This is a genomic window from Pseudonocardia hydrocarbonoxydans, assembly GCF_006539565.1.
Classification (GTDB): domain Bacteria; phylum Actinomycetota; class Actinomycetes; order Mycobacteriales; family Pseudonocardiaceae; genus Pseudonocardia; species Pseudonocardia hydrocarbonoxydans.
Genome location: NZ_BJNG01000030.1, coordinates 1 through 21479 on the forward strand (window position 1 = coordinate 1; position 21479 = coordinate 21479).

Below are 21479 nucleotides of genomic sequence, written 5' to 3' on the forward strand. Positions count from 1 at the left end.
GGCGCCGACCGCGACCCCGGCGCCGACCGCGACCCCGGCGCCGACCGCGACCCCGGCGCCGACCGCGACCCCGGCGCCGACCGCGACCCCGGCACAGCCCTCCGCCCCGGCACCGCCCTCCGCCCCGGCACCGACCGAGACCCCGGCCGTCACCGAGGCCTCGGCCGGGACCGAGACCCCGGCCGCGGTGGAGGCGCCGGTCCCGACCACGTCCGAGCAGCCGGTCGAGTCGCACCTGACCGCACCCCCCGCGCCGACCGAGCCGACGTCACCGACCGAGCCGTCCTCCCGCCGCGCCCCCCGCGATCCGCAGCACCTGGCGGCCGAGCAGGCCGCCGCCGATCTCGCGCTGCTCCGGACGTTCGGCGACCCGTCGGCCCGTCCCGAGCGGGCACCGGTCGTCGCACTGGAGGGGGCCTCCCGACCCGAGGGTCCGCCGGCGGTCGGCGCGGCGCAGCCCGTCCGGTTCCGGGCGGTCCGCCGCGACGGCACGGCGGTCGCCGACGCCGCCGTCGCGCTGCTCGACGACCGCGGCCGCGAGGTCTCCACCGGCCGGTCCGGGGAGGGCGGGATGACCGCACCGCACCCCGGCAGCTACGTCGTCGTCGCGACCGCGCCCGACCACCAGCCCGGCGCGGTGGCGCTGACCGTCGGTGACGCCCCCGTCGACGTCGAGGTGCTGCTCGCCCGTTCCGCCGCGCTCGTCGGCACGGTGACCGGCGAGGACGGCCCGATCCGCGGCGCACGGGTGACCCTGGTGCAGGACGGGGAGGTCGTCGAGGTCGCGGAGACCGACGTCGACGGTGCCTACCTCGTCGCCGACCTGGCCGCGGGGGAGTACGCGGTGTCGGTGGCCGCCGCGGGCTGCGAGGCCGACGTCGTGCTCGTCGTCGTCACCGACGAGGCGGAGCGCGTGCACGACGTGGAGCTCGAGCCGGCCGGGGTGCCCGCCGGATAGGTTGTGCCGGTGACGGACACAGCGGATCGGGTCGAGGGCACGCTGCCCGGCGTCGGGGACGTCGAGCTGTTCTGGCGGGGCCGGCTTCCCGACGGGGAGCCGGCCGGGGTCCTGCTGGTCTGCCACGGCCTCGGCGAGCACTCCGGGCGCTACGGCAGCGTCGAGGACGTGCTCGTCCCCGACGGCTGGGCCGTCTACGGCCTCGACCACCGCGGCCACGGGCGGTCGACGGGTCGCCGTGCCCATCTCGACCGGTACTCCGACTGGCTCGCCGACTTCGACACCTTCCGCAGGCACGTCGCCGCGCGCCATCCCGGCCTGCCGCTGTTCCTGCTCGGGCACAGCATGGGCGGCCAGATCGCGCTGGCCTACGCGCTCGACCACGGCGCCGGGCTGGCGGGCCTCGTCCTGTCGGCGCCCGCGCTCGCCAGCAACGCGATCCCGAAGGCCGCCGTCCCGGTCCTCAGGCTGCTGGCCAGGGTGGCGCCCACGCTGCGCCCGGCCGGGATCGACGCCACGAAGATCAGCAAGGACACCGCCGTCGTCGCCGACTACCTCGGCGACCCGCTCGTGCACCACGGCCACCCGACGCTCGGCCTGTCCTCGGCGCTGTTCGCCCAGTTCGACGTCCTGCCCGGCCGGGCCCGTGAGCTGCGGATGCCGGTGCTCGTCCAGCACGGCACCGCCGACGTGCTCACCGACCCCGCCGGCACCCGCGCGCTGGAGCCGATGATCGGTTCCCCGGACAGCACGGTCCGTTGGTACGACGGGCTGTGGCACGAGATCTACCACGAGCCCGAGCGCGACCGTCCCCTCGGCGACCTGCGCGACTGGCTCGCCGCCCACCGCTGACGCCGGACTCGGGCACGGGAAACGGGGGACTCGCGGCCGGGGAACGGGGGACTCGCGGGGTCACCCCGCGAGTCCCCCGTTTCCCGGCCCCGAGTCCCCCGATCGCTCAGCGTGGGTGGGCGGTCGCCGGGTCCATGTCGAAGGCCACCCGCCCGGCCACGACGGTGAGGAGCGGGCGACGCGGGAGGCCGAGGGCGCGCAGCTCGTCGGCCATGGGGTGTCCGGAGCCCAGCGCCACCGACGCCCCGCGCCCGACCCGGATCCCGCCGATCCGCGCCCGCACGGCCGAGGCGAGGACGCCGCCGTCGTGCGGCGCCAGCGCCGTGACCGCGCCGCGCAGCGTGCCCGGCAGCCGCAGCGCGGCGTGCAGCGCGGCGGTCAGGACGGGGCGGCCGGTGTCGTCGGCGAGGTGACAGGTGGCGTCGGCGCCGTCGATGCCCAGCTCCGCCCGCGCGAGCCACTTCGGCAGCCCCCACAGCGCGCGCCCGGCCTCCATGGTGAACGTCTGCGTCACCGGGAGCTGGTGGATGTAGGTCCCGGTCCGGCCGCGGTGCCGGACCAGGAAGGCGACGCCGGCCTCGTCGTAGTCGCCCAGGTCGTTGACGCGGTAGTCGACCAGCACGAGGAACAGCGGCGTCCGCCCGGCCACCGACACCGGTTCCAGGCCGGTGCCGGTGAGCAGCGCGCGCACGCCCGCGGTCCGGACGAGGTAGGTGGCGCAGGCCGCGGAGGCCTCGCCGATCCGGACGGTGAACCGGAGCCGCCGGCCCTGGACCTCCCAGCTGCCGTCGTCGAGCTGAGTCGCCATGGCGCCATTGTGGACCCGTCGGACATTGCGCCGGACGCGTGTCCCACGCGATGGGAGCGGGTGGAGCCGCCGGGGCCGGTCGTGCTTTCCTTCGGGGCATGTCGCCCGCCGCCGTCCTCGGAGAGATCTGGGGCTGCCGCCGGGCCGACCACTTCGACCAGTGCTGTCGCGCGAGCTGACGATCCCGATCCGTCCGCTCCGCCCCCCACTGGAGTCCCCGTGCTGTCGCACGCCCCGCGTCGCCCCGCGCCCACGCCCCTGGCCCTCGCCGACCTGGTCGGCCTCACCCGTCGCGTCGCCGACGAGGTGCGTGCCGGGCGCCATCCCGTCGTCGTCGACCCGGAGCAGCGCTGGTACCGGCGCCTGCTCGGCGACGACTTCGTCGACGTCTGGCTGATCGGCTGGGCCACCGAGCAGGCCGCCGAGCTGCACGACCACGGCGGCTCGCTCGGCGCGCTCACCGTCGTGTCGGGCGGCCTGGTGGAGCGGCGCTGGGACGGCACGGTGATGCGGTCGCGCCCGTTGCGGGCGCGGCGCAGCGTCGGGTTCGGACTCGGGCACGTCCACGACGTCGGCAACCCGTCGACGGCGCCGGCGGTCAGCGTGCACGCCTACTCGCCGCCGCTGACCGCGATGTCCTACTACGCCGTGGACGGTGGCAGGCTGCGCCGCACGCGCAGCGAGCTGGTCGCGGCGGGGGAGGGCGTGGGATGACGATCGAGGAGATGCTGGCCGCGGCCCGCGCCCGGCTCGACCGCCCCGACCCGCCCCGCGCGGCCGAGCTGGTGGCCGACGGCGCGATCCTCGTCGACACCCGCCCCGGCTGGCAGCGCGAGCAGGAGGGCGGGATCCCGGGTGTGCTGGTCATCGAGCGCAACCACCTCGAGTGGCGCCTGGACCCCACCTCCGACGCCCGGATCCCGCAGGCCGTCGACCACGACGTCACCTGGATCCTGTTCTGCTCCGAGGGCTACAGCTCCAGCCTGGCGGCGGCGTCGCTGCAGGACCTGGGCCTGCGCAACGCCACCGACCTGGACGGCGGCTACCGGGCCTGGAAGGCCGCTTTCGGGGGTTAGGCGAACGCGCCGATGCCGGTGATGTCGCGGCCGACGATGAGGGTCTGCATCGTCTCGGTGCCCTCGAAGGTGTGGATGGCCTCGATGTCGGCCCAGTGCCGCACGACGTGGTGCTCCAGCAGGATCCCGTTGCCGCCCAACAGGTCCCGGGCCTCGGAGAGGATCTTGCGGGCGGTGCGGGTGTTGTGCATCTTGGCCAGCCCGGCGACGGTGGGGGACAGCCGCCCGGCGTCGGCGAGGCGGCCGAGCTGCATGCAGTAGAGCTGCATCGACGTCAGGTCGGCGAGCATGTGCACGAGCCGCTGCTGCACGATCTGGAACGAGGCCAGCGGCTTGCCGAACTGCTCGCGCGCCATGGCGTAGCGCATCGCCGCGTCGTAGCCGGCGGTGGCGTGGCCCAGCGCCATCCACGCGCAGATGCCGCGGGTGCTGGCCAGCACGCGCCCGCAGTCCTTGAACGAGTTCGCGTTCGCCAGCCGGTTCTCCTCCGGCACCCGGACGCCGGACAGCTCGATGTCGGCCTGCCACACCGACCGCAGCGACACCTTCCCCGGGATGACGGTGGCCGTGTACCCCTCCGCCGGGGTCTCCACGACGAACCCCTTGACGTCGCCGGAGTCGGTGTCGCGGGCCCAGACCGTGACGTAGTCGGCGATGGTCCCGTTGCCGATCCAGCGCTTGGAGCCGTCGAGGATCCAGTGGTCGCCGTCGCGGCGGGCGGTGGTCTCCAGCGCGATCGAGTCGGAGCCGTGGCCGGGCTCGGTGAGCGCGAACGCACCCACCTTGTCCAACGTGGACATGGCCGGGAGCCAGCGCTGCTTCTGCTCCTCGGAGCCGCACATCGCGATCGACTGCATCGCCAGCCCCGCGTGCACGCCGAGGAACGTGCCGAGCGAGCCGTCGCCGCGGTGCAGCTCCATGTGCACCAGGCCGCACGCCATCGGGCTCATCGCCGCGGCACCGTAGCCGTCGATGTCCTCGCCGACGATCTTCAGCTCGGGCAGCCTGCGGAACAGGTGCCACGGCAGCTCGGCCTTCTCCCAGTAGTCGCCGATGTCGGGCAGCACCTCGTCGTCGACGAACTTGCGCACCGCGATGAACTTCTCCCACTGCTCACCGGTGAACTGTTCGCGGACGGAGAAGAAGTCGGTACCCAGTGCTTCGCCCAAATGCGCGTATTCGGCCATTCGGGGATCGTGCCATCCGGGGCCCGACCGCGCACCGCGTCGCCCTTCCGGGCCGCCCGGTCGGGGAGCAGGATCGGCCCGTGGGCGTGGACCGGGCGGTGCGGGGCAGGGCGGTGCGGGGCAGGGCGGTGCGGGGCAGCGTCGCGACGGAGGGGTCGGTCGCGGTGCTCGGCAGCGCCGCCACGGCGGGCAGCGCCGGGGTGGTGGCCTCCTCGGCCACCGCGGGCAGCGTCGGGGTCGCCGCGGCCGCTGCGACGGCCGGGAGCGCCGGGGTGCTCGCGAGCGCGGCCACGGCGGGCGGCGTCGGCATCGTGGCGAGCGTGCTGACGATGCTGAGCGTCGGCCTGCTGGCCTGTGCCGGCTGCGTGGGCTGCGTGTTCTGCCGGCGGTGTGCCGGGTGCGTGGGCTGCATCGGGTGCGTCGACTGCGTGGGCTGTGTGGGGTGCGTGGGCTGTGTCGGGCTGCGCGGCGTGACCGGGCAGGTGGGGGCCGCGGCCTGACCGCGCTCAGGTCAGGGCCGCGGTGATCGCCCCGGACTCCCGCTCCAGCCAGGCCCGGGTGCGGTCGGCGCGGGCGCGGGCGCCGGGCGTCCAGTACTCGGCGAACCCGGGGACGCCGTTGCGGGCGCCGTCGCCGACCAGCGCGCACATCCACTCGTGGTGCCCGGCGGCGGCGGCCGCCAGCCGGGAGCGGCCGGCGTCGTCGAGGTCGTAGGCGTCGACGAGGATGCGCAGCCGGTCGAGCTCGCGGCGGCGCCGCCCGTCGGATGTGTCGACGGGGTCGCGCAGCGGTGCCCACAGCCGCGCGGTGCCCGCGACGTCCCACACCGGGTCGCCCGGGGCGGCGAGGTCGAAGTCGATCAGGGCGACGGCGTGCCCCCCGCGGAACACGACGTTGTCGAGGTTCGGGTCGTTGTGGGTGACGCCGCCCTCCGCGAACGGCTCGGGCACGGCCGCCGACCACGCGTGGGGGCGGGTGTCGAACCCGGCGACGGCGTCGTGGAAGCGCCGCAGCAGCCGACCGACGCTGCGCAGCGCCGCGTCCGTCAGGCCCCACGCCGGCGCAGGCGCCGTCACCGCCCGGCCGGGGATGTAGCTGAGCACCTCGCGCCCGTCGTCGTCGACGCCCAGTACGCGCGGCGCACCGTCGAAGCCGACGTCCTCGAGGTGGCGCAGCAGCGCGTGGACGGCGGGGGTGCTGCGGCGCTGCGGGCGGCGCACGGTGTCGCCCACGCGGTGCACCCGCCCGCGGTTGGCCGTGCCGCCCAGCAGCGGGATCTCAGGAGGCATCGGCGGCGGCGATCAGCGCGGTCGCGAGCGTGGAGTGGGTGACCAGGCTGTCGACGAGCCCCCCGCGCACGGCGGCGAGCGCGGCCTGCACCTTGCGCAGCCCGTAGACGATGCCGATCACCTCGGGCACCGCGCTCATCTGGGCGTGGGTGATGCCGATCATCCGGTCGGTCAGCGCGGCCGGGACGGCCGTGCCCGCGGCGTCGACCAGCACGCCCGAGACGTCGGCGCAGACGCCCGCGCGGGCCAGCGCCGCCCGCTCGGCCTCGCCGGTGGCGTCGTACAGCGTGGACTGCTCGGGCTCCCACGCCCCCACCCCCGCGACGGCGACGGTCACGGAGCTGATCAGCGAGAACGCCCGGGCCACCTCGGGCTGGCCCCGGAGCGCGCGGGCGGTGGCGGCGTCGGGCACGGCCATCGGGGCGTAGAAGAAGTACGCCGGCCCGCCGGAGACGCGGGCGACCTCGCGCACCAGCTCGATCGAGCTGTCGTCGACGCCCGGGCGGGCCAGCGCGCCGGTGAGCTGCACGACCGGCACCGGCGCCAGCTCCCGCAGCGCGGTGGCCATCGCCGAGACCGAGCGCGCCCAGGACAGCCCGAGCACGTCGTCCTCGCCGACGAGCTCGGTGAGCAGGTCGGCCGCGGCCGCGCCGAGGTGCTCGCGCAGCGCGGCGGGGTGCTCGTCGGGGGTGTCGGTGACGACGCAGTGGCGCAGGCCGAGCGCGCGCATGAGCCGCCCGGACAGCTCGACGTCGACGGTGCCGGGATGGCCGATCTCGATGCGCACCAGGCCGCTGGAGCGGGCGTCCTCCAGCAGCCGGGCGACCTTGAACCGGCTCAGGGCGAACTCCTCGGCGATCTCGACCTTGGACCGGCCGTCGAGGTAGTAGCGGCGGGCCACCGACGCGGTGAGGACGAGCTGGGCGGGGCCTCGGGGCATGGCGTTCTCCTGCTCATCTGAGCGCGCTGACGCCCATTCTTGCACAAGTCATTGACTGTACGTGAGCCCTGCCACACCCTGATCGTGTGATCGGACCAGCGCTCATCTGAGCGTTCGGCGGGGAGGGACGCGATGAGGCGGACACGAGCGGTACTGCTCACGCTGGCCGTGCTGGCCACCAGCTCCTGCGCGGGCTGGGGTGGGTCGGTGGGCGGGGGTGGGCCGGACAGCATCAACGTGCTGATGGTCAACAACCCGCAGATGGTGGACCTGCAGCGGCTCACCGCCGACAACTTCACCCGCGAGACCGGCATCACCGTCAACTTCACGGTGCTGCCGGAGAACGACGTCCGCGACAAGATCAGCCAGGAGTTCTCCAGCCAGGCGGGCCAGTACGACGTCGCCACGCTGAGCAACTTCGAGATCCCGATCTACGCCCGCAGCGGCTGGATCGCCCCGATGGACGAGTTCATCGCGAACGACCCGGGGTTCGACCAGGACGACATCCTCGCCCCGATGGTCACCTCGCTGACCGGCGACGACGGGCAGGTCTACGGCCAGCCCTTCTACGGCGAGTCGTCGTTCCTGATGTACCGCCGCGACGTCCTGGAGCAGGCCGGCATCACCATGCCGGCCAACCCGACGTGGCCGCAGGTCGCCGACATCGCCGCCCGCGTCGACGGCGCGCAGCCCGGCATGGCCGGGATCTGCCTGCGCGGCCAGCCCGGCTGGGGGCAGGTCTTCGCCCCGCTGACGACCGTGGTCAACACCTTCGGCGGCACCTGGTTCACCCAGGACTGGCAGGCGCAGGTCGACTCCCCGGAGTTCACCGAGGCCGTCCAGTTCTACGTCGACCTGGTCCGCGAGCACGGCCAGACCGGTGCCCCGCAGGCCGGGTTCACCGAGTGCCTCAACAACCTGATCCAGGGCAACGTTGCGATGTGGTACGACGCCACGTCGGCGGCGGGGTCGCTGGAGGCCGAGGACTCGCCGGTCCGCGGGCTGATCGGCTACGCGCCCGCGCCGGTCGTCGAGACCGACTCCGCGGGCTGGCTCTACGCCTGGTCGTGGGGCATCCAGGCGGCCAGCGAGCGCAAGGACGCGGCCTGGCGGTTCGTGTCCTGGGCGTCGGGCAGGGACTACGAGCGGCTGGTCGGCGAGCAGGTGGGCTGGTCGTCGGTGCCGGCGGGCAAGCGGGCCTCGACCTACGAGATCCCCGAGTACCTCGCCGAGGCCGGCGCGTTCGCCGAGCAAACGCAGGCGGCGATCGAGTCGGCCGACCCGCGCGACCCCGGCGTCCAGCCGCGGCCCGCGCTCGGCATCCAGTTCGTCGGCATCCCGGAGTTCCCGGACCTGGGGACGCAGGTGTCGCAGCAGATCAGCTCGGCGATCGCCGGGCAGGTGAGCGTGCCGGACGCGCTGGAACGCGGCCAGCAGCTCGCCGACGACGTGGCGGAGCGGTACCGGTCCCGGGAGGAAGGGTCATGACGACGACGCTGGAGAAGCCGCGGACGCAGCGCCCGGCGCTGCGCCGCAGCGGGGACTGGGCCCGCCGCGCCCCCCTGCTGCCCGCGCTGGTCTTCCTGATCATCGTGACGCAGCTGCCCTTCCTGGGCACGCTGGTGATCTCGTTCATGAACTGGAACGCCTACTACCCCGACGAGCGCGGGTTCGCCGGGTTCGACAACTTCGCGCGCGTGCTCACCGACGTCACCACCCGCGAGGCCATCGTCACCACGATCGTGCTGACGGTGTCGGTGGTGCTGATCAGCCTGCTGCTGGGCATGCTCGTCGCGCTGTTGCTGGACCGGGCGTTCCTCGGGCGCGGGATCGTCCGCACGATGATGATCACGCCGTTCCTGGTGGTGCCGGTCGCGGCCGCGCTGGTGTGGAAGCACGCGCTCTACAACCCGGAGTACGGCCTGTTCAACGGGCTGCTCACCGCGTTCCTCGGGCCGAACGCCCCCCAGCCGGACTGGGTCTCGACGCTGCCGCTGACCTCGGTCGTCGCCGCGCTGGTGTGGCAGTGGACGCCGTTCATGATGCTGATCATCCTGGCCGGGCTGCAGAGCAAGCCGCTCGACGTCATCGAGGCCGCCCAGCTCGACGGCTGCACGAACCTGCAGGTCTTCCGGCACATGACCTTCCCGCACCTGCGCCAGTACCTGGAGCTCGGCGGGCTGCTCGGGTCGATCTACATCGTCCAGAACTTCGACGCCGTCTTCACGATCACCTCCGGCGGGCTGGGCACCGCCAACCTGCCGTACACGATCTACCAGACCTTCTACAACGCCCAGGACTACGGCCGGGCGTCGGCCGCGGGCGTCGTCGTGGTGATCGGCACGATCCTGATCGCCACCCTGGCCCTGCGCACCGTGTCGTCCCTGTTCCGCGAGGAGGGTTCCCGATGACCGCGACCGTGGAGCGGGCCACGAAGACCCCGTCCGAGCTCGCCGTCGCGCCACCCCGGCGCAGGCGTTCGGGGGCGATGCTGGGCGTCGTCGCCTGGATCGTCGGCATCCTGTTCGTGGCGCCGGTGGTGTGGATGGTGCTGACCTCGTTCCACAGCGAGACCGACGCCGCCACCAACCCGCCGTCGCTGTTCGCGCCGCTCACCCTCGACGGTTACCTCAACTTCTTCGGCGCCTCGACGGGGGCGAGCCCGTGGCCGCCGCTGCTCAACTCGATGACGGCGAGCATCCTGTCGACGGTGCTGGTGCTGATCCTGGCGATCCCGGCGGCCTACGCGCTGTCGATCCGGCCCGTCCGCAAGTGGACCGACGTGCTGTTCTTCTTCCTGTCCACGAAGATGCTGCCGGTCGTGGCGGGCCTGCTGCCGGTGTACCTGATCGCGCAGGGCATCGGGATGCTGGACAACATCTGGCTGTTGATCGTGCTCTACACCTCGATGAACCTGCCGATCGCGGTGTGGATGATGCGCTCGTTCCTCGCCGAGGTGCCGGTGGAGATCCTGGAGGCCGCGGCCGTCGACGGGTCGTCGCTGGCGCACACGCTGCGCGTGATCGTCATGCCGATCGTGCTGCCGGGGATCGCGGCCACGTCGCTGATCTGCTTCATCTTCAGCTGGAACGAGCTGCTGTTCGCCCGGGTGCTCACGGCGACGGTGGCGCAGACGGCGCCGGTGTTCCTCACCAGCTTCGTCACCAGCCAGGGGCTGTTCCTGGCGAAGGTGTGCGCGGCCGCCGTGGTGGTGTCGCTGCCGGTGCTCATCGCCGGTTTCGCGGCGCAGGACAAGCTGGTGCAGGGACTGTCGTTGGGAGCGATCAAGTGAGAGCAGCCGTCATCTCCGCGGACCGGGTGACCGTGGAGAACGTCCCGGACCCGACGCCCGGGCCGCGGGAGGTGGTCGTCGCCGTCGCCGGGTGCGGGATCTGCGGCACCGACCTGCACATCGCCGACGGCGAGTTCGCTCCCACCCTGCCGGTGACGCCCGGGCACGAGTTCGCCGGCGAGGTCGTGGCGAGGGGTCGCGACGTCACCGAGATCGAGCTCGGGCAGCAGGTGGCCGTCGACCCGTCGCTGCACTGCGGCGAGTGCTACTTCTGCCGCCGCGGCCGCGGCAACCTGTGCGAGCGCTGGGCCGCCATCGGCGTGTCGACGACGGGCGGGGCGGCCGAGTACGCCGTCGCCCCCGTGGCCAACTGCGTGGTGCTGCCGCCGGGGGTCAGCCCGGCCGACGCGGCGCTGATCGAGCCGCTGTCGTGCGCCGTCCGCGGGTTCGACGTGCTCGCCCCGGCCCTCGGCGACCACTACCTCATCTACGGCGCCGGCACGATGGGGCTGATGATGATGGAGCTGGCCAAGCGGGCCGGCGCCGCGAGCGTCAGCATGGTCGACCTCAACCCCGCCCGGCTGGAGACGGCCAAGGAGCTGGGCTGCACCCACACCGTGACCAGCGCCGACGAGCTGGAGCAGCGGCGCGGCTGGGACGTCGTCATCGACTGCACCGGCGTCGTCGCGGCCATCGAGGACGGCCTGGGCCGGGTGATCCGCGGCGGCACGTTCCAGCAGTTCGGCGTGGCGAACGAGGACGCGGTGGCCCGCTTCTCGCCGTTCCGGGTCTATAACCAGGAAATCCGGATCGTCGGCTCGATGGCGGTGCTGCACAGCTTCGAGCGGGCCGCTGAGCTGTTCGCCGACGGGGTGCTGCGGCCGGAGATCATGATCAGCGACCGGAAGCCGCTGGAGGAGTACCCGGCGGCGCTGGAGCAGTTCCGGGCCGGGGTGGGGCGCAAGATCCAGGTCTGCCCCTGAGCCGGACGAGATCGACGTGAGGGCTGCCGGGTCACCCTGCGACAGCCCTCACGTCCATCCCGAGCGCCCGGGCGATCTGCCGGACGATCCGTCCGGGCTCGCCGTACACCTCGTCGGCGGTGTAGCGGTAGATCCGCCAGCCGAGGTCGAGCAGGTCGGTGCTGCGCGCGATGTCGCGCCGGACGCCCGCCGCCGTGGTGTGCGTGCCGCCGTCGTACTCGATGCCGATCCGGTGCAGCGGGTACGCCAGGTCCAGCCACACCGCCCGGCGTACCCGCTCGTCCTGCACGACCCACTGCGTGCGCGGTCGCGGGAGCCCGGCGAGCACCAGCAGCAGCCGCAGCCGGGTCTCCATCGGGGAGCCGGAACCCCGGTCGGCCAGGGCCAGCACCTCGGCGAGCCGGTCGGTGCCGCGCAGGCCGGGGTAGCGGACCGGGAGGTTGAGCAGGAGGTCGGGGGCGAACCCGTGGCGTCGGGCCAGCGCGTCGACGCCCATGACCCGGTCCACCAGCGCGCCACGCCGGGCCAGGTCGAACGCCGTCCGGTGCGGGAAGGTGCACCGCAGCGTGCCGACGGTGCGGATCTCGCCGGGCGCGAGCCGCTCGCGGCGCACGACGAGACCGGGGTGCGCGCGCTGCGCCCGGTCGGGAACGGTGACCTCGGCCGGGGCGTCGGCGGGCCCGCACGAGGCGTCGAGCACCTCGGCGGCGGAGTACCCGGAGAGCACGCCGCGCCCCTCGACGTAGCGGTACGCCGCCCGGGACCGGAGCAGCAGGTCTGGCGGTGACGCACCCGCCCGCACGTAGGTGTCGGGGAACAGCCGCAGGAACGACGGCCCGCGCAGCCGACCACGGGTGACGAGCCCGGCCGCGATCGCCGCCGAGCCACGGAACGCCTCGGGCCACCCGGGAACGGTCATCCCCGCAGCGTCGCGCACCGGCCGTCCACTGCGGGCCCGTTCGGAGAATCCCGGTCGAGATCGACACCAGGGTCGTCGTCCGGTCCCCGGGCAACCCTGACGTCGATCTCGACCGTCAAGGGCGGGGGAGGTCGTCGATCGTCTGCTGGATGCGCCGCACCGACACCGGGTAGCGGGTGCGCATCGGGTGGGCGTAGAGGCCCACCCGCAGCTCCTCGATCATCCAGCGGATCTCGCGCAGCTCCGGCCCGGGTTCGACGCCGGGCGGCAGCGCGGCCAGCTCGGCGGCGTACTCGTCGGCGGCCACCCGGACCTGCGCCGTCCACTCGGCGTCGCGGGCCGGGTCGACGCGCAGCTTCTCGATCCGGCGCTCGACCGCCTCCAGGTAGCGCACGAGGTCGCCCAGCCGGGAGGCGCCCGCCGCCGTCGCGAAGCCCGGTCCGACGAGCGCGGCGAGCTGGGCCTCGATGTCGGCCAGCCCGGCCGCGACGCCGGGCGTGCGGTGCGTATCGGTGAGCAGAGCCTGCACGCGCAGCCGCACGTCCAGCACCGCGCGGACGGCGTGCAGCACCTGCACCGTCGTCGACGCCAGCTTGTCCCGGAACACCCGCTGCAGCCGGAGGTAGGAGCGCTCGTCCCACGGCGGCCCGCCGACCGCGGCGATCAGGGCGTCGGCGGCGCACACGGTGCAGTCCTCCAGCAGGGCGGCGACCGAGCCGTGCGGGTTGCGCGACAGCGCCAGCTTCGCGGCGTTGTCGAGCCCGCGCTGCACCTGCCTGGCCGGAGACGGGGTGTCGAGCAGCAGCAGGCGGCGCGCACCGCGGTGGTGCGCGGGGTCGCGCTCGGCGGCGGTGGGGAAGACCCGCACGTCGACGCCGGTACCGCGGTCGACCAGCCCGGGGAACCCGGTGACGGTGTGCCGGCCGCGCACGATCGCGTGCTCGCGCGGCAGCGTGCCGATGGTCCACGTGACGAGCCCGGTGCGCTCCAGCTCGACGCCGGCCGCGGCCAGCTCGGCACGCACCTTCGGCGCCAGCTCGTGGCGCATCGCCTCCAGGTCGGTGCCCCGCATGACCTCGTCACCGGCCTCGTCGACCACCCGGAAGGTGACGGTCAGGTGCTCGGGCAGGCGGCCCAGCTCCCACGCCTCGCGCGGGATCGTCACGTTCTTCATCCGGCCCAGCTCGCGTTCCAGCCCGTCGAGCAGGGGTTCGTCCTGGTCGCGCAGCCGGGCGAGCACGGCGCGGGCGTGGTCGGGGGCGGGCGCGAAGTTGCGGCGCAGGCTCTTGGGCAGCGTCTTGATCAGCGCGGTGACCAGGTCCTCGCGCAGGCCGGGCACCTGCCAGGTGAACGGGGTGGGGTCGATCTGGTGCAGCGCGGCGACGGGCACGTCGACGGTGACGCCGTCGTCGCGCTTCCCGGGCTCGAAGGCGTAGGACAGCGGGAGCGTGAGCCCGCCCGCCTCGACGTGGTCGGGGTAGGCGGCGGCGTCGACCTCGGCGGCCTGCGCGGTGCGCACCATCTCCTCGGTGAGCAGGAGGTCGGGCTTCGCCCGCCGGTACCAGGAGTCGAAGTGCCGCCCCGACACCACGTGCTCGGGGATCCGCTCCTCGTAGAACGCGACGAGCGTCTCCTCGTCGATCACCAGGTCGCGGCGGCGGGCCCGCTGCTCCAGGTCCTCGGCGCGCTCGAGCAGCTCGCGGTTGGCGTGGAAGAAGCGGTGGCGGGTGTCCCAGTCGCCCTCGACGAGTGCGTGCCGGACGAACAGCTCGCGCGAGACCTCGGGGTCGATCCGCCCGTAGTCGACGGTGCGGTCGACGACGATCGGCACCCCGTAGAGCGTGACGCGCTCGACGGCGACGGCCGAGGCCCGCCTGCGCGACCAGTGCGGCTCCGAGTACGTCCGCTTCACCAGGTGCCCGGCCAGCGGCTCGACCCACTCCGGCTTGATCCGCGCGACGGTGCGGGCGAACAGCCGGGAGGTCTCCACGAGCTCCGCGGCCATCACCCAGCGCGGCCCCTTCTTCGCCAGCGCCGAGCCGGGGAAGATCATGAACTTGGCCCCGCGGGCCCCCAGGTACTCCTTGGTCTCCGCCTCGCGCAGCCCGATCTGCGACAGCAGCCCGGCGAGCACGGCGGTGTGGATCGCGTCGGCCGACGCCTCGGTGTCGTTGGGCGTCATCCCGGCGTTGCGGGCGGCGGAGCGGAGCTGGGCGTGCAGGTCCTGCCACTCGCGGATGCGCAGGTAGTGCAGGAACTCCTCGCGCAGCTGCCGGCGGAACCGGTTGCCGGTGAGCTCCTGGCGCAGCGTGGCGACGTGGGTCCAGAGGTTGCGGAAGGCGAGGAAGTCGCTGCCGTCCTCGGCGAAGCGGGCGTGGCGCTCGTCGGCGGCCTGGCGCTGCTCGGTGGGCCGCTCGCGCGGGTCCTGCACCGACAGCGCCGCGGCGATGACGAGCACCTCGCGCAGGCAGCCGACGCGGTCGGCCTCCACGAGCATGCGGCCCAGCCGGGGGTCGACCGGCAGGCTCGCCAAGGCGCGCCCGACGGCGGTCAGCGCCCCCTTCTCCAGCGCCCCCAGCTCGTGCAGCAGCGCGAGCCCGTCGTCGATGCTGCGCCGGTCGGGCGGGTCGACGAACGGGAACTCCGCGATCTCGCCGAGCTCCAGCGAGATCATCTGCAGGACGACCGAGGCGAGGTTGGTGCGCAGGATCTCCGGGTCGGTGAACGCGGGGCGGGCGTCGAAGTCGTCCTCGGCGTAGAGCCGGATGCAGATCCCGTCGGCGACGCGGCCGCAGCGCCCGGCGCGCTGGTTGGCGCTGGCCTGGCTCACCTTCTCGATCGGCAGCCGCTGCACCTTGAGCCGCCGCGAGTAGCGGGAGATGCGGGCCAGCCCGGGGTCGATGACGTAGCGGATGCCGGGCACCGTCAGCGAGGTCTCGGCGACGTTGGTGGCCAGCACGACGCGTCGCCCCAGCGACTCCTGCCGCGGCGCGAACACCTTCTGCTGCTCCGCGGTGGTCTGCCGGGCGTACAGCGGGAGGATCTCGATGCCGGGGAACTGGCGGCGCGCCAGCCCGTCGGCGGTGTCGCGGATCTCGCGCTCGCCGGGCAGGAACACGAGGATGTCGCCGGGGCCCTCGCGGCGCAGCTCGGTGACGGCGTCGGCGATGGCGGCGAGCTGGTCGCGGTCGGGATCGGCGTCCGGATCGTCCGGGTCGACGACGGGCCGGTAGCGCATCTCGACCGGGTAGCTCCGGCCGGAGACCTCGACGATCGGCGCCGGGCGGTCGGGCGAGGCGAAGTGCTGCGCGAACCGCTCCGGGTCGATCGTGGCCGAGGTGATGATCACCTTGAGGTCGGGGCGCCGGGGGAGCAGCTGGGCGAGGTAGCCCAGGATGAAGTCGATGTTGAGGCTGCGCTCGTGGGCCTCGTCGATGATCAGGGTGTCGTACTGGCGCAGCATCCGGTCGCCGGTGAGCTCGGCGAGCAGGATGCCGTCGGTCATCAGCTTGACCAGCGTGTTCTCCCCGACCTGGTCGGTGAAGCGCACCTTCCATCCGACGGTGTCGCCGATGTCGGAGCCCAGCTCCTCGGCGATCCGGGCGGCCACGGTGCGGGCGGCGAGCCGCCGCGGCTGGGTGTGCCCGATCAGCCCGCGGACGCCGCGCCCCAGCTCCAGGCAGATCTTCGGGATCTGCGTGGTCTTCCCGGAGCCGGTCTCGCCCGCGACGATGACGACCTGGTGGTCGCGGATGGCGGCGGCGATGTCCTCGCGGCGCGCGCTGACCGGCAGCGCCTCGGGGTAGGTGACCGCAGGGACCGCGGCGCGGCGGGCGGCCACCCGGGCCACGCCCTCGTCGACGGCGGCGGCGATCCCGGCCAGCGCCCGGCCGCGGGCGACCGGGTCGCGGGTGCGGCGGGCGGTGTCGAGCCGGCGGGAGAGGCGGTGCTCGTCGCGCAGGGACAGCTCCGGGAGGCGGGCCGCGAGGGCGTCGACGTCGACGTCACCGTCACCGTCACCGAACCCCGCGAGTCGGGACGATCCTGCGTCCGAGTCGTGCGGCACGTGCGACCCGGCCGCTGCCTCACCCCCGCGACGTCGACGCCCCGCGGCGTCCCGGCCGCCGCGTGCGGGCGACCCGCCCGGTGCCGGGTCGGCCGGTCGGCGCGCCCGGCGGGGGGACGCGCCCCGGCGCGACTCGGGGGACCGGTCGCCGCGGGGCTGGCGCACCGCGGGGCCGCCCTCGGCCGTCGACGGCGTGCCCCGGCCGTCCGCGTCGACGGCGGGGGAGTCGGACGTGCGGGGCCGCCTGCGGCGGGGTCGCCCGGACCGCGGCGGCTGTGGCCCGACGGCGGTGGGGCCACCGTCCTGCCGGCGGTCGGCGGAATCGTGGCCGTGCTGCAGGTCGGGGAGGGCGTCGGAGGGCATCGTCGAACCAGTGTGCCTGGGGCCGCGGCTCACGCGGAGCGCAGGGCGGGTGTGATCTCGTCGGCCGCCGGGGCGTCCGCGGCCGGGTGCTCCACGAGCGCGAGCACGCGGTTGGCCAGGAACCGCGCGGTCCGCACGACGGAGCCGCCGCGGGTGGTCTCGGCGACCTCGACGACGCCGCGCCCGTGCGTGATCCCGACCCGGCGCCCGGCCCGGGTGGCGACGATCTCGTAGGTCCGGGTGGTGCCGCTGCCGGCGTCGATGACGATCTCGACCCGATCGCCCTTCATGGGTGCGCTCCTGGGGATGTGGGGGGCGGCGTCGTGGGGGCCGACGCCGCCCGGGCAACCGCGTCCGGCGGTGGAGACGCCGGACGTGGCGGGTTCGTGGGGGTGTCCGGGCCGGGCGCTGGTCGCCTCTCGGCGCGTGGCGCACCCGTGGGTGGCGTTGTGGTGAGACCCGGGGACACAGGTCGCCCGGTCCGGACGAGTCGTACAACCACCTACCCCCCTCGGGTATTCCGGACCCGGTGGTCACGGGGCGGGTTCGTGGGGGGTGTCCGGGCCGGGCGCTGGTCGCCTCTCGGCGCGTGGCGCACCCGTGGGTGGCGTTGTGGTGAGACCCGGGGACACAGGTCGCCCGGCTCGGACGAGCGGTACAACGGCCCACCCCCGCCCGGCATTCCCGCACCGCCGTGATCATCGTTTGGGCGCGTTTCCGGCGAGATCCCGCCGGAAACGCGCCGAAACGGCGATCACGGGGTCACCGGGCGACGAAGCGGGTCACCTCGGTGCCGTGGCGGCCGGTCAGCGTGCCGTCCTCGACGAACCCCGCGGCGCGCAGCATCGCCGCCGACGCCGCGTGGTCGACGTCGGCGTACGCCGTCGGCAGGACACCGGGGAACCGGACGCGCACCATCGGCAGCAGCACGCCGAGCAGCCCGCGGCCGTGGCCTCGCCCCCAGTGCCGCGGCGCGAGCCAGATGCCGGTCTCGATCTCGGCGAGGTGGTCCAGCTCGCCGACGACCACCCCGACGACCCCGGTGCCGTCGCGGGCGATCAACCACAGGCCCTCGCCGCGCGCGCAGCACGCCATCCCGCGCCGGAAGCGGGCCCGCGCCGTCTCCGGGGTCCACGGCGTGCCGTCGCCGATCCGGGCGGTCACCCGCGGGTCGAGCGCGAGGGTCAGGAAGTCGTCCAGGTCGGCGTCGGTGCACGCGTCGAGGCCGATCACAGGGCGGCGAGCACCCCGTCGGTGAACGGCGGCCAGGCCTCGATCGCCCAGTCGCCGAAGTCGCGGTCGGCCAGCGCCACGCAGGCGGCACCGGCGTCCGGGTCGACCCACAGGAACGTGCCGGACTGCCCGAAGTGCCCGAACGTGCGCGGCGAGCTGTGCGCGCCCGTCCAGTGCGGGGACTTGCCGTCGCGGATCTCGAAGCCCAGCCCCCAGTCGTTGGGCTTCTGCCGCCCGTAGCCGGGCAGGATCCCGGCGACGCCGGGGAACGCGACGGTCGTGGCGTCGGCCAGGGTGTGGGTGAGCGTCGGCGCCAGCAGCTCGGCGGCGAAGCGGGCCAGGTCGTCGACGGTGGACACGGCGTCGGCGGCGGGGGAGCCGTCCAGCCGTGTGGCGGCCATGCCCAGCGGCTCGCACACGGCCTGGTGCAGGTACTGGGCGAAGGGCATGTCCGCGGCGTCGGCGACGGTGGCGCCGAGCACGTCGAAACCGGTGTTGGAGTAGATCCGCCGCGTGCCCGGCGCGGCCTGCACCGAGCCGTCGGCGAACGCGAGCCCGGAGGTGTGCGCGGCGAGGTGGCGCACGGTGGAGCCCTCGGGGCCGGCGGGCTGGTCCCACTCGATCGCGCCCTCCTCCACCGCCACCAGCACCGCGTAGGCGGTGAGCAGCTTGGTGACCGAGGCCAGCCGGAACTCCCGGCCGGTCTCGCCCGCGGTCACCGTGTCCGCGCCGACGACCGCCACGGCCACGTGGTCGACCGGCCAGCCCAGCGCCGCGTCGAGCGCCGACCGCAGGTCAGGCATCGCCGTACACCGGGATCGCCGCACCGCTGATCGGGGCGGCGTCGGGCCCGCAGAGGAACGCGATCACCTTGGCGATCGCCGCGGGGGCGACCGCGCGCGCCGCGAGGTCCTCGGACATCCAGCTGCGGTTGGCCGGGGTGTCGATCACCGAGGGGAGCACGGCGTTGACGCGGATCCGCCGCGGGCGCAGTTCGGCGGCGAGCAGCTGGGTCAGCCGGACGACTGCGGCCTTGCTCGTGGCGTGCGCGACCGGCGCGGGGCCCTCGACGGCGGTCTTCGACCCGACGGTGACGATCGATCCGCCGTCCCCGAACAGCCCCACGGCGGCCTGTGCCGTCCACAGCGCGGAGCCGAAGTTGGAGCGCCACAGCGACTCGAGCGTCTCCTCGTCGACATCGGCGAGCGAGCCCGGGGTGAAGCCGCCGGCCAGCCCGACCAGCGCGTCGCAGGCGACCGGGATCCGGTCGAACGCGTCCTGCACGGCCGCCCGCGCCGACAGGTCGGCGGCGAGGGCGTGCACCCCGTCCTGTCGGCCCATGGCGTCGAGGTGCTCGCCCGCCCGGTCCAGCGCCACCACCTCCCGGCCCCGGGACCGGAACTCGGCGACGACGGCGTGCCCGAGGGCGCCCGCGGCGCCCGTCACGATGACTGCATCCACGGCGCCCATCCTGCATGCTCCGGGGCGTGGCGCGGGCGCGGGTCGGTACGTCGGGGTGGCGGTACCCGCCGTGGCGCCGCACGTTCTACCCCGAGGGCCTCCCGCAGCGCCGCGAGCTGGAGTACCTGTCCCGGCGCGTCGACAGCATCGAGATCAACGGCTCCTTCTACGCGCTGCAGCGCCCGGAGAGCTACCGGGCCTGGGCCGCCCAGACGCCCGACGACTTCGTGTTCGCCGTCAAGGGCCCCCGGTTCGTCACCCATCTCAAGCAGCTGCGCGACGTCGAGGCCCCGGTGGCGAACTTCCTGGCCTCCGGCGTGCTCGCGCTCGGCCCCAAGCTCGGCCCGCTGCTGTGGCAGCTCCCGCCCCGGATGCGCTTCGACCGCGACCGGACGGCCGCCTTCCTCGCCCTCCTGCCGGCCACCACCGCCGCCGCGGTCGACCTCGCGGGCCGGCACGACGAGCGCGTCGAGGGCCGCACCCACCTCGCCACCGACGCCGACCGCCCGCTGCGGCACGCGATCGAACCGCGGCACGAGAGCTTCCGGGACCCGGCGTTCGCCGCCCTGCTGCGCGAGCACGGCGTCGCGCTCGTGCGGGCCGACTCCGCCGGGACCTGGCCGGTGTTCGACGAGCTCACCGCCGACTTCGTCTACGTCCGGCTGCACGGGCAGGACGAGCTGTACGCGAGCGGGTACACCCCCGAGGCCCTCGACGCCTGGGCCGCCCGGGTGCGGGAATGGCGGGACGGCGGCCGCGACGTCGTCGTCTACTTCGACAACGACGCCAAGGTGCACGCCCCCTACGACGCGATCGCGCTGGCCGACCGGCTCGCCTGATGCGCCACCAGCATCCGCCGGCCCAGCCCCATCAGCACCGCCGCGACCAGCATCGTCGCGGCGCCGGCCAGCCACGCCGTCGGGAACGAGGCGTGCGCGGCCAGGAACCCGAACGCCGCGGGCCCGGCGAAGCCGCCGCCGTACACGCCCACCTGCACGATCGACGTCGCCGCCGCGGGGGCCGACGGGTTGAGCCGCACGACGGCGAACTGCAGCAGCCCCGGCCACGCCCAGCCGAGCCCGAACCCCAGCACGGTGCCGATCACCAGCGCGGGCGTGCCGGGCACGGCGAGCAGCGCGAGCCCGCCCGCGCCGAGCACCAGTGATCCGGTGACGACGGCGACGTGCCCGCCGGAGCGCCGGTCGGCCGCCCAGCCGTGCAACAGCCGCAGCGTGAGCCCGACGACGCTGCCGAGGGTGAGCGTCAGACCGGCCGCGGCCGGGTCGATGCCCTGGTCGACGGCGGAGGCGACCAGGAAGATCCCCAGCGCCGACGACGACGCGGCGGCCAGCCCGGCCGCGACGCCGATCACCGAGAGCGCGCCCGTGGCCCGCTCGCCCGGGTTCGCCGGGGTCGGGGCGCGGCCCACCGTGTCGCGCGGGGCCACCAGCAGCGCGGCGAGCGCCAGCCCCGCGCCCATCACGAACGCCCAGCGCCAGCCCAGCGTCAGCGCGACGGCGGGCACCGCGGCCCCGGCCAGCAGCGTGGCCGCCGGGATCGCGGCCTGCTTGACGCCGAAGGAGAGCCCGAGCCGGTGCGCGGGCACGTACCGCGCGAGCGTCAGGTTCGCGGCGAGCTGGCCCAGCACGTTGCACCAGGCGCTGCCCAGCAGGATCGCCACGAGCGCGGGGTAGGAGCGGGCGAACAGCGCCACGGCCGCCATCACGAGGGCCGCGCCGAGCACCGCGAGCCGGCTCGTCGGGCCCGACCCGTACCGCTCGACCAGCCACCCGCACGGCAGCGAGGCGAGCGCGCTGACGCCGAAGAACAGGGCCACCACCAGGCCGAGCCCGGCCGGGTCGAAGCCCAGCTCGGCGGAGATCTGCACGGCCAGCCCGGCCGTGAGGAAAACCGGCAGCACCGACACCGTCGTGGTCGTGACGGCGCCCAGCACGGCCCTCGCACCAGGACTCATGTGAGCAATGCTAATGGGCACTTCAGGGCCTGCGGTACCGATCATGCGGAGGAAATGGTACGAAACATACGGTCAGG

The 21479-nt window shown here is 74.5% G+C and carries 22 protein-coding genes; 10 read left to right on the plus strand and 12 right to left on the minus strand.

What is annotated here, in order from left to right; all coding sequences use genetic code 11:
• The coding region (locus tag PHY01_RS26600; protein ID WP_218030196.1) for a hypothetical protein at nt 1-210 on the minus strand (210 nt) is incomplete at its 3' end.
• Here PHY01_RS26600 and PHY01_RS17005 point away from each other — a divergent pair.
• Nucleotides 188-958: a carboxypeptidase-like regulatory domain-containing protein gene (locus tag PHY01_RS17005; protein ID WP_141279851.1), complete on the plus strand. Its 771-nt coding sequence runs from the start codon at nt 188-190 to the stop codon at nt 956-958. The two genes, PHY01_RS26600 and PHY01_RS17005, sit on opposite strands and share 23 nt — an antisense overlap.
• Nucleotides 959-967: 9 nt before the next feature.
• Nucleotides 968-1810 carry an alpha/beta hydrolase gene (locus PHY01_RS17010; RefSeq protein WP_246085962.1) on the plus strand — a complete coding sequence of 281 codons (843 nt, stop codon included), beginning with the start codon at nt 968-970 and terminating at the stop codon, nt 1808-1810.
• A 106-nt stretch (nt 1811-1916) separates the two neighbouring features.
• Here the strand turns inward: PHY01_RS17010 and PHY01_RS17015 are convergent, their stop codons facing one another.
• Nucleotides 1917-2618: an acetoacetate decarboxylase family protein gene (locus PHY01_RS17015; protein WP_141279855.1), complete on the minus strand. Its 702-nt coding sequence runs from the start codon at nt 2616-2618 to the stop codon at nt 1917-1919.
• Between the two features lie 219 nt (nt 2619-2837).
• Here PHY01_RS17015 and PHY01_RS17020 point away from each other — a divergent pair, with 219 nt between their 5' ends.
• Together PHY01_RS17020 and PHY01_RS17025 are read left to right on the plus strand one after the other, a co-directional pair.
• A complete protein-coding gene (locus PHY01_RS17020; RefSeq protein WP_170183857.1) occupies nt 2838-3332 on the plus strand; it encodes a cysteine dioxygenase in 495 nt (164 codons plus the stop codon).
• Nucleotides 3329-3694 (plus strand): rhodanese-like domain-containing protein, encoded by a 366-nt coding sequence (locus PHY01_RS17025; protein WP_141279857.1) that lies wholly within the window; start codon nt 3329-3331, stop codon nt 3692-3694. Before PHY01_RS17020 ends, PHY01_RS17025 begins: the two co-directional genes overlap by 4 nt.
• On the opposite strand, the gene PHY01_RS17030 is transcribed toward PHY01_RS17025, so the two are convergent.
• On the minus strand, nt 3691-4881 hold the full coding sequence (locus PHY01_RS17030) for an acyl-CoA dehydrogenase family protein (protein ID WP_141279859.1): 1191 nt from the start codon (nt 4879-4881) through the stop codon (nt 3691-3693). The two genes, PHY01_RS17025 and PHY01_RS17030, sit on opposite strands and share 4 nt — an antisense overlap.
• 80 nt (nt 4882-4961) lie before the next feature.
• Here PHY01_RS17030 and PHY01_RS17035 point away from each other — a divergent pair, with 80 nt between their 5' ends.
• Nucleotides 4962-5381, plus strand: coding sequence for a hypothetical protein (locus PHY01_RS17035; protein ID WP_141279861.1), 420 nt, complete (start codon nt 4962-4964; stop codon nt 5379-5381).
• Between the two features lie 6 nt (nt 5382-5387).
• Here PHY01_RS17035 and PHY01_RS17040 read toward each other — a convergent pair whose 3' ends face one another.
• Together PHY01_RS17040 and PHY01_RS17045 are read right to left on the minus strand one after the other, a co-directional pair.
• The gene (locus PHY01_RS17040; protein WP_141279862.1) at nt 5388-6170 is read right to left on the minus strand and encodes a phosphotransferase enzyme family protein; all 783 of its coding nucleotides are present in this window, start codon (nt 6168-6170) and stop codon (nt 5388-5390) included.
• Nucleotides 6160-7110, minus strand: coding sequence for a sugar-binding transcriptional regulator (locus PHY01_RS17045; RefSeq protein WP_141279864.1), 951 nt, complete (start codon nt 7108-7110; stop codon nt 6160-6162). Before PHY01_RS17045 ends, PHY01_RS17040 begins: the two co-directional genes overlap by 11 nt.
• A gap of 132 nt (nt 7111-7242) precedes the next feature.
• Here PHY01_RS17045 and PHY01_RS17050 point away from each other — a divergent pair, with 132 nt between their 5' ends.
• From PHY01_RS17050 to PHY01_RS17065, 4 genes are read left to right on the plus strand one after another with little or no spacing between them, the layout of a single operon-like run.
• Nucleotides 7243-8598, plus strand: a complete 1356-nt coding sequence (locus PHY01_RS17050) for an ABC transporter substrate-binding protein (protein WP_141279866.1) — start codon at nt 7243-7245, stop codon at nt 8596-8598.
• Complete coding sequence (locus PHY01_RS17055) at nt 8595-9521, plus strand: carbohydrate ABC transporter permease (protein ID WP_141279868.1); 927 nt, start codon at nt 8595-8597, stop codon at nt 9519-9521. The genes PHY01_RS17050 and PHY01_RS17055 overlap by 4 nt, the downstream gene beginning before the upstream one ends.
• Nucleotides 9518-10402: a carbohydrate ABC transporter permease gene (locus PHY01_RS17060; protein WP_141279870.1), complete on the plus strand. Its 885-nt coding sequence runs from the start codon at nt 9518-9520 to the stop codon at nt 10400-10402. The genes PHY01_RS17055 and PHY01_RS17060 overlap by 4 nt, the downstream gene beginning before the upstream one ends.
• The gene (locus PHY01_RS17065; protein WP_141279872.1) at nt 10399-11385 is read left to right on the plus strand and encodes a zinc-dependent alcohol dehydrogenase family protein; all 987 of its coding nucleotides are present in this window, start codon (nt 10399-10401) and stop codon (nt 11383-11385) included. Before PHY01_RS17060 ends, PHY01_RS17065 begins: the two co-directional genes overlap by 4 nt.
• Nucleotides 11386-11416: 31 nt before the next feature.
• Here the strand turns inward: PHY01_RS17065 and PHY01_RS17070 are convergent, their stop codons facing one another.
• From PHY01_RS17070 to PHY01_RS17095, 6 genes are all read right to left on the minus strand, one after another.
• On the minus strand, nt 11417-12304 hold the full coding sequence (locus PHY01_RS17070) for an endonuclease domain-containing protein (protein WP_141279874.1): 888 nt from the start codon (nt 12302-12304) through the stop codon (nt 11417-11419).
• A gap of 115 nt (nt 12305-12419) precedes the next feature.
• A complete protein-coding gene (gene hrpA, locus PHY01_RS17075) occupies nt 12420-16271 on the minus strand; it encodes an ATP-dependent RNA helicase HrpA (RefSeq protein WP_246085976.1) in 3852 nt (1283 codons plus the stop codon).
• Nucleotides 16272-16762: 491 nt separating this feature from the next.
• Nucleotides 16763-17023 (minus strand): DUF8836 family protein, encoded by a 261-nt coding sequence (locus PHY01_RS17080; RefSeq protein ID WP_141279878.1) that lies wholly within the window; start codon nt 17021-17023, stop codon nt 16763-16765.
• Nucleotides 17024-17495: 472 nt separating this feature from the next.
• A complete protein-coding gene (locus tag PHY01_RS17085; RefSeq protein ID WP_170183858.1) occupies nt 17496-17966 on the minus strand; it encodes a GNAT family N-acetyltransferase in 471 nt (156 codons plus the stop codon).
• Entirely contained in the window at nt 17963-18769 is an 807-nt protein-coding gene (locus tag PHY01_RS17090; protein ID WP_141279882.1) for a serine hydrolase domain-containing protein, read from the minus strand. Before PHY01_RS17090 ends, PHY01_RS17085 begins: the two co-directional genes overlap by 4 nt.
• On the minus strand, nt 18762-19427 hold the full coding sequence (locus tag PHY01_RS17095; protein ID WP_246085963.1) for an SDR family NAD(P)-dependent oxidoreductase: 666 nt from the start codon (nt 19425-19427) through the stop codon (nt 18762-18764). The genes PHY01_RS17090 and PHY01_RS17095 overlap by 8 nt, the downstream gene beginning before the upstream one ends.
• Before the next feature lie 14 nt (nt 19428-19441).
• On the opposite strand from PHY01_RS17095, the gene PHY01_RS17100 reads away from it, so the two are divergent.
• On the plus strand, nt 19442-20266 hold the full coding sequence (locus PHY01_RS17100) for a DUF72 domain-containing protein (RefSeq protein WP_141279886.1): 825 nt from the start codon (nt 19442-19444) through the stop codon (nt 20264-20266).
• Here the strand turns inward: PHY01_RS17100 and PHY01_RS17105 are convergent.
• Nucleotides 20230-21402, minus strand: coding sequence for an MFS transporter (locus tag PHY01_RS17105; protein WP_141279888.1), 1173 nt, complete (start codon nt 21400-21402; stop codon nt 20230-20232). The two genes, PHY01_RS17100 and PHY01_RS17105, sit on opposite strands and share 37 nt — an antisense overlap.
• Between the last annotated feature and the right edge of the window lie 77 nt (nt 21403-21479).

Coding starts and splice junctions, on each gene's coding strand:
- PHY01_RS17015 (WP_141279855.1), bottom strand. CDS start 2,618: ATGGCGACTCAGCTCGACGACGGCAGCTGGGAGGTCCAGGGCCGGCGG.
- PHY01_RS17025 (WP_141279857.1), top strand. CDS start 3,329: ATGACGATCGAGGAGATGCTGGCCGCGGCCCGCGCCCGGCTCGACCGC.
- PHY01_RS17030 (WP_141279859.1), bottom strand. CDS start 4,881: ATGGCCGAATACGCGCATTTGGGCGAAGCACTGGGTACCGACTTCTTC.
- PHY01_RS17040 (WP_141279862.1), bottom strand. CDS start 6,170: ATGCCTCCTGAGATCCCGCTGCTGGGCGGCACGGCCAACCGCGGGCGG.
- PHY01_RS17045 (WP_141279864.1), bottom strand. CDS start 7,110: ATGCCCCGAGGCCCCGCCCAGCTCGTCCTCACCGCGTCGGTGGCCCGC.
- PHY01_RS17050 (WP_141279866.1), top strand. CDS start 7,243: ATGAGGCGGACACGAGCGGTACTGCTCACGCTGGCCGTGCTGGCCACC.
- PHY01_RS17055 (WP_141279868.1), top strand. CDS start 8,595: ATGACGACGACGCTGGAGAAGCCGCGGACGCAGCGCCCGGCGCTGCGC.
- PHY01_RS17060 (WP_141279870.1), top strand. CDS start 9,518: ATGACCGCGACCGTGGAGCGGGCCACGAAGACCCCGTCCGAGCTCGCC.
- PHY01_RS17070 (WP_141279874.1), bottom strand. CDS start 12,304: ATGACCGTTCCCGGGTGGCCCGAGGCGTTCCGTGGCTCGGCGGCGATC.
- PHY01_RS17080 (WP_141279878.1), bottom strand. CDS start 17,023: ATGAAGGGCGATCGGGTCGAGATCGTCATCGACGCCGGCAGCGGCACC.
- PHY01_RS17090 (WP_141279882.1), bottom strand. CDS start 18,769: ATGCCTGACCTGCGGTCGGCGCTCGACGCGGCGCTGGGCTGGCCGGTC.
- PHY01_RS17100 (WP_141279886.1), top strand. CDS start 19,442: ATGCTCCGGGGCGTGGCGCGGGCGCGGGTCGGTACGTCGGGGTGGCGG.
- PHY01_RS17105 (WP_141279888.1), bottom strand. CDS start 21,402: ATGAGTCCTGGTGCGAGGGCCGTGCTGGGCGCCGTCACGACCACGACG.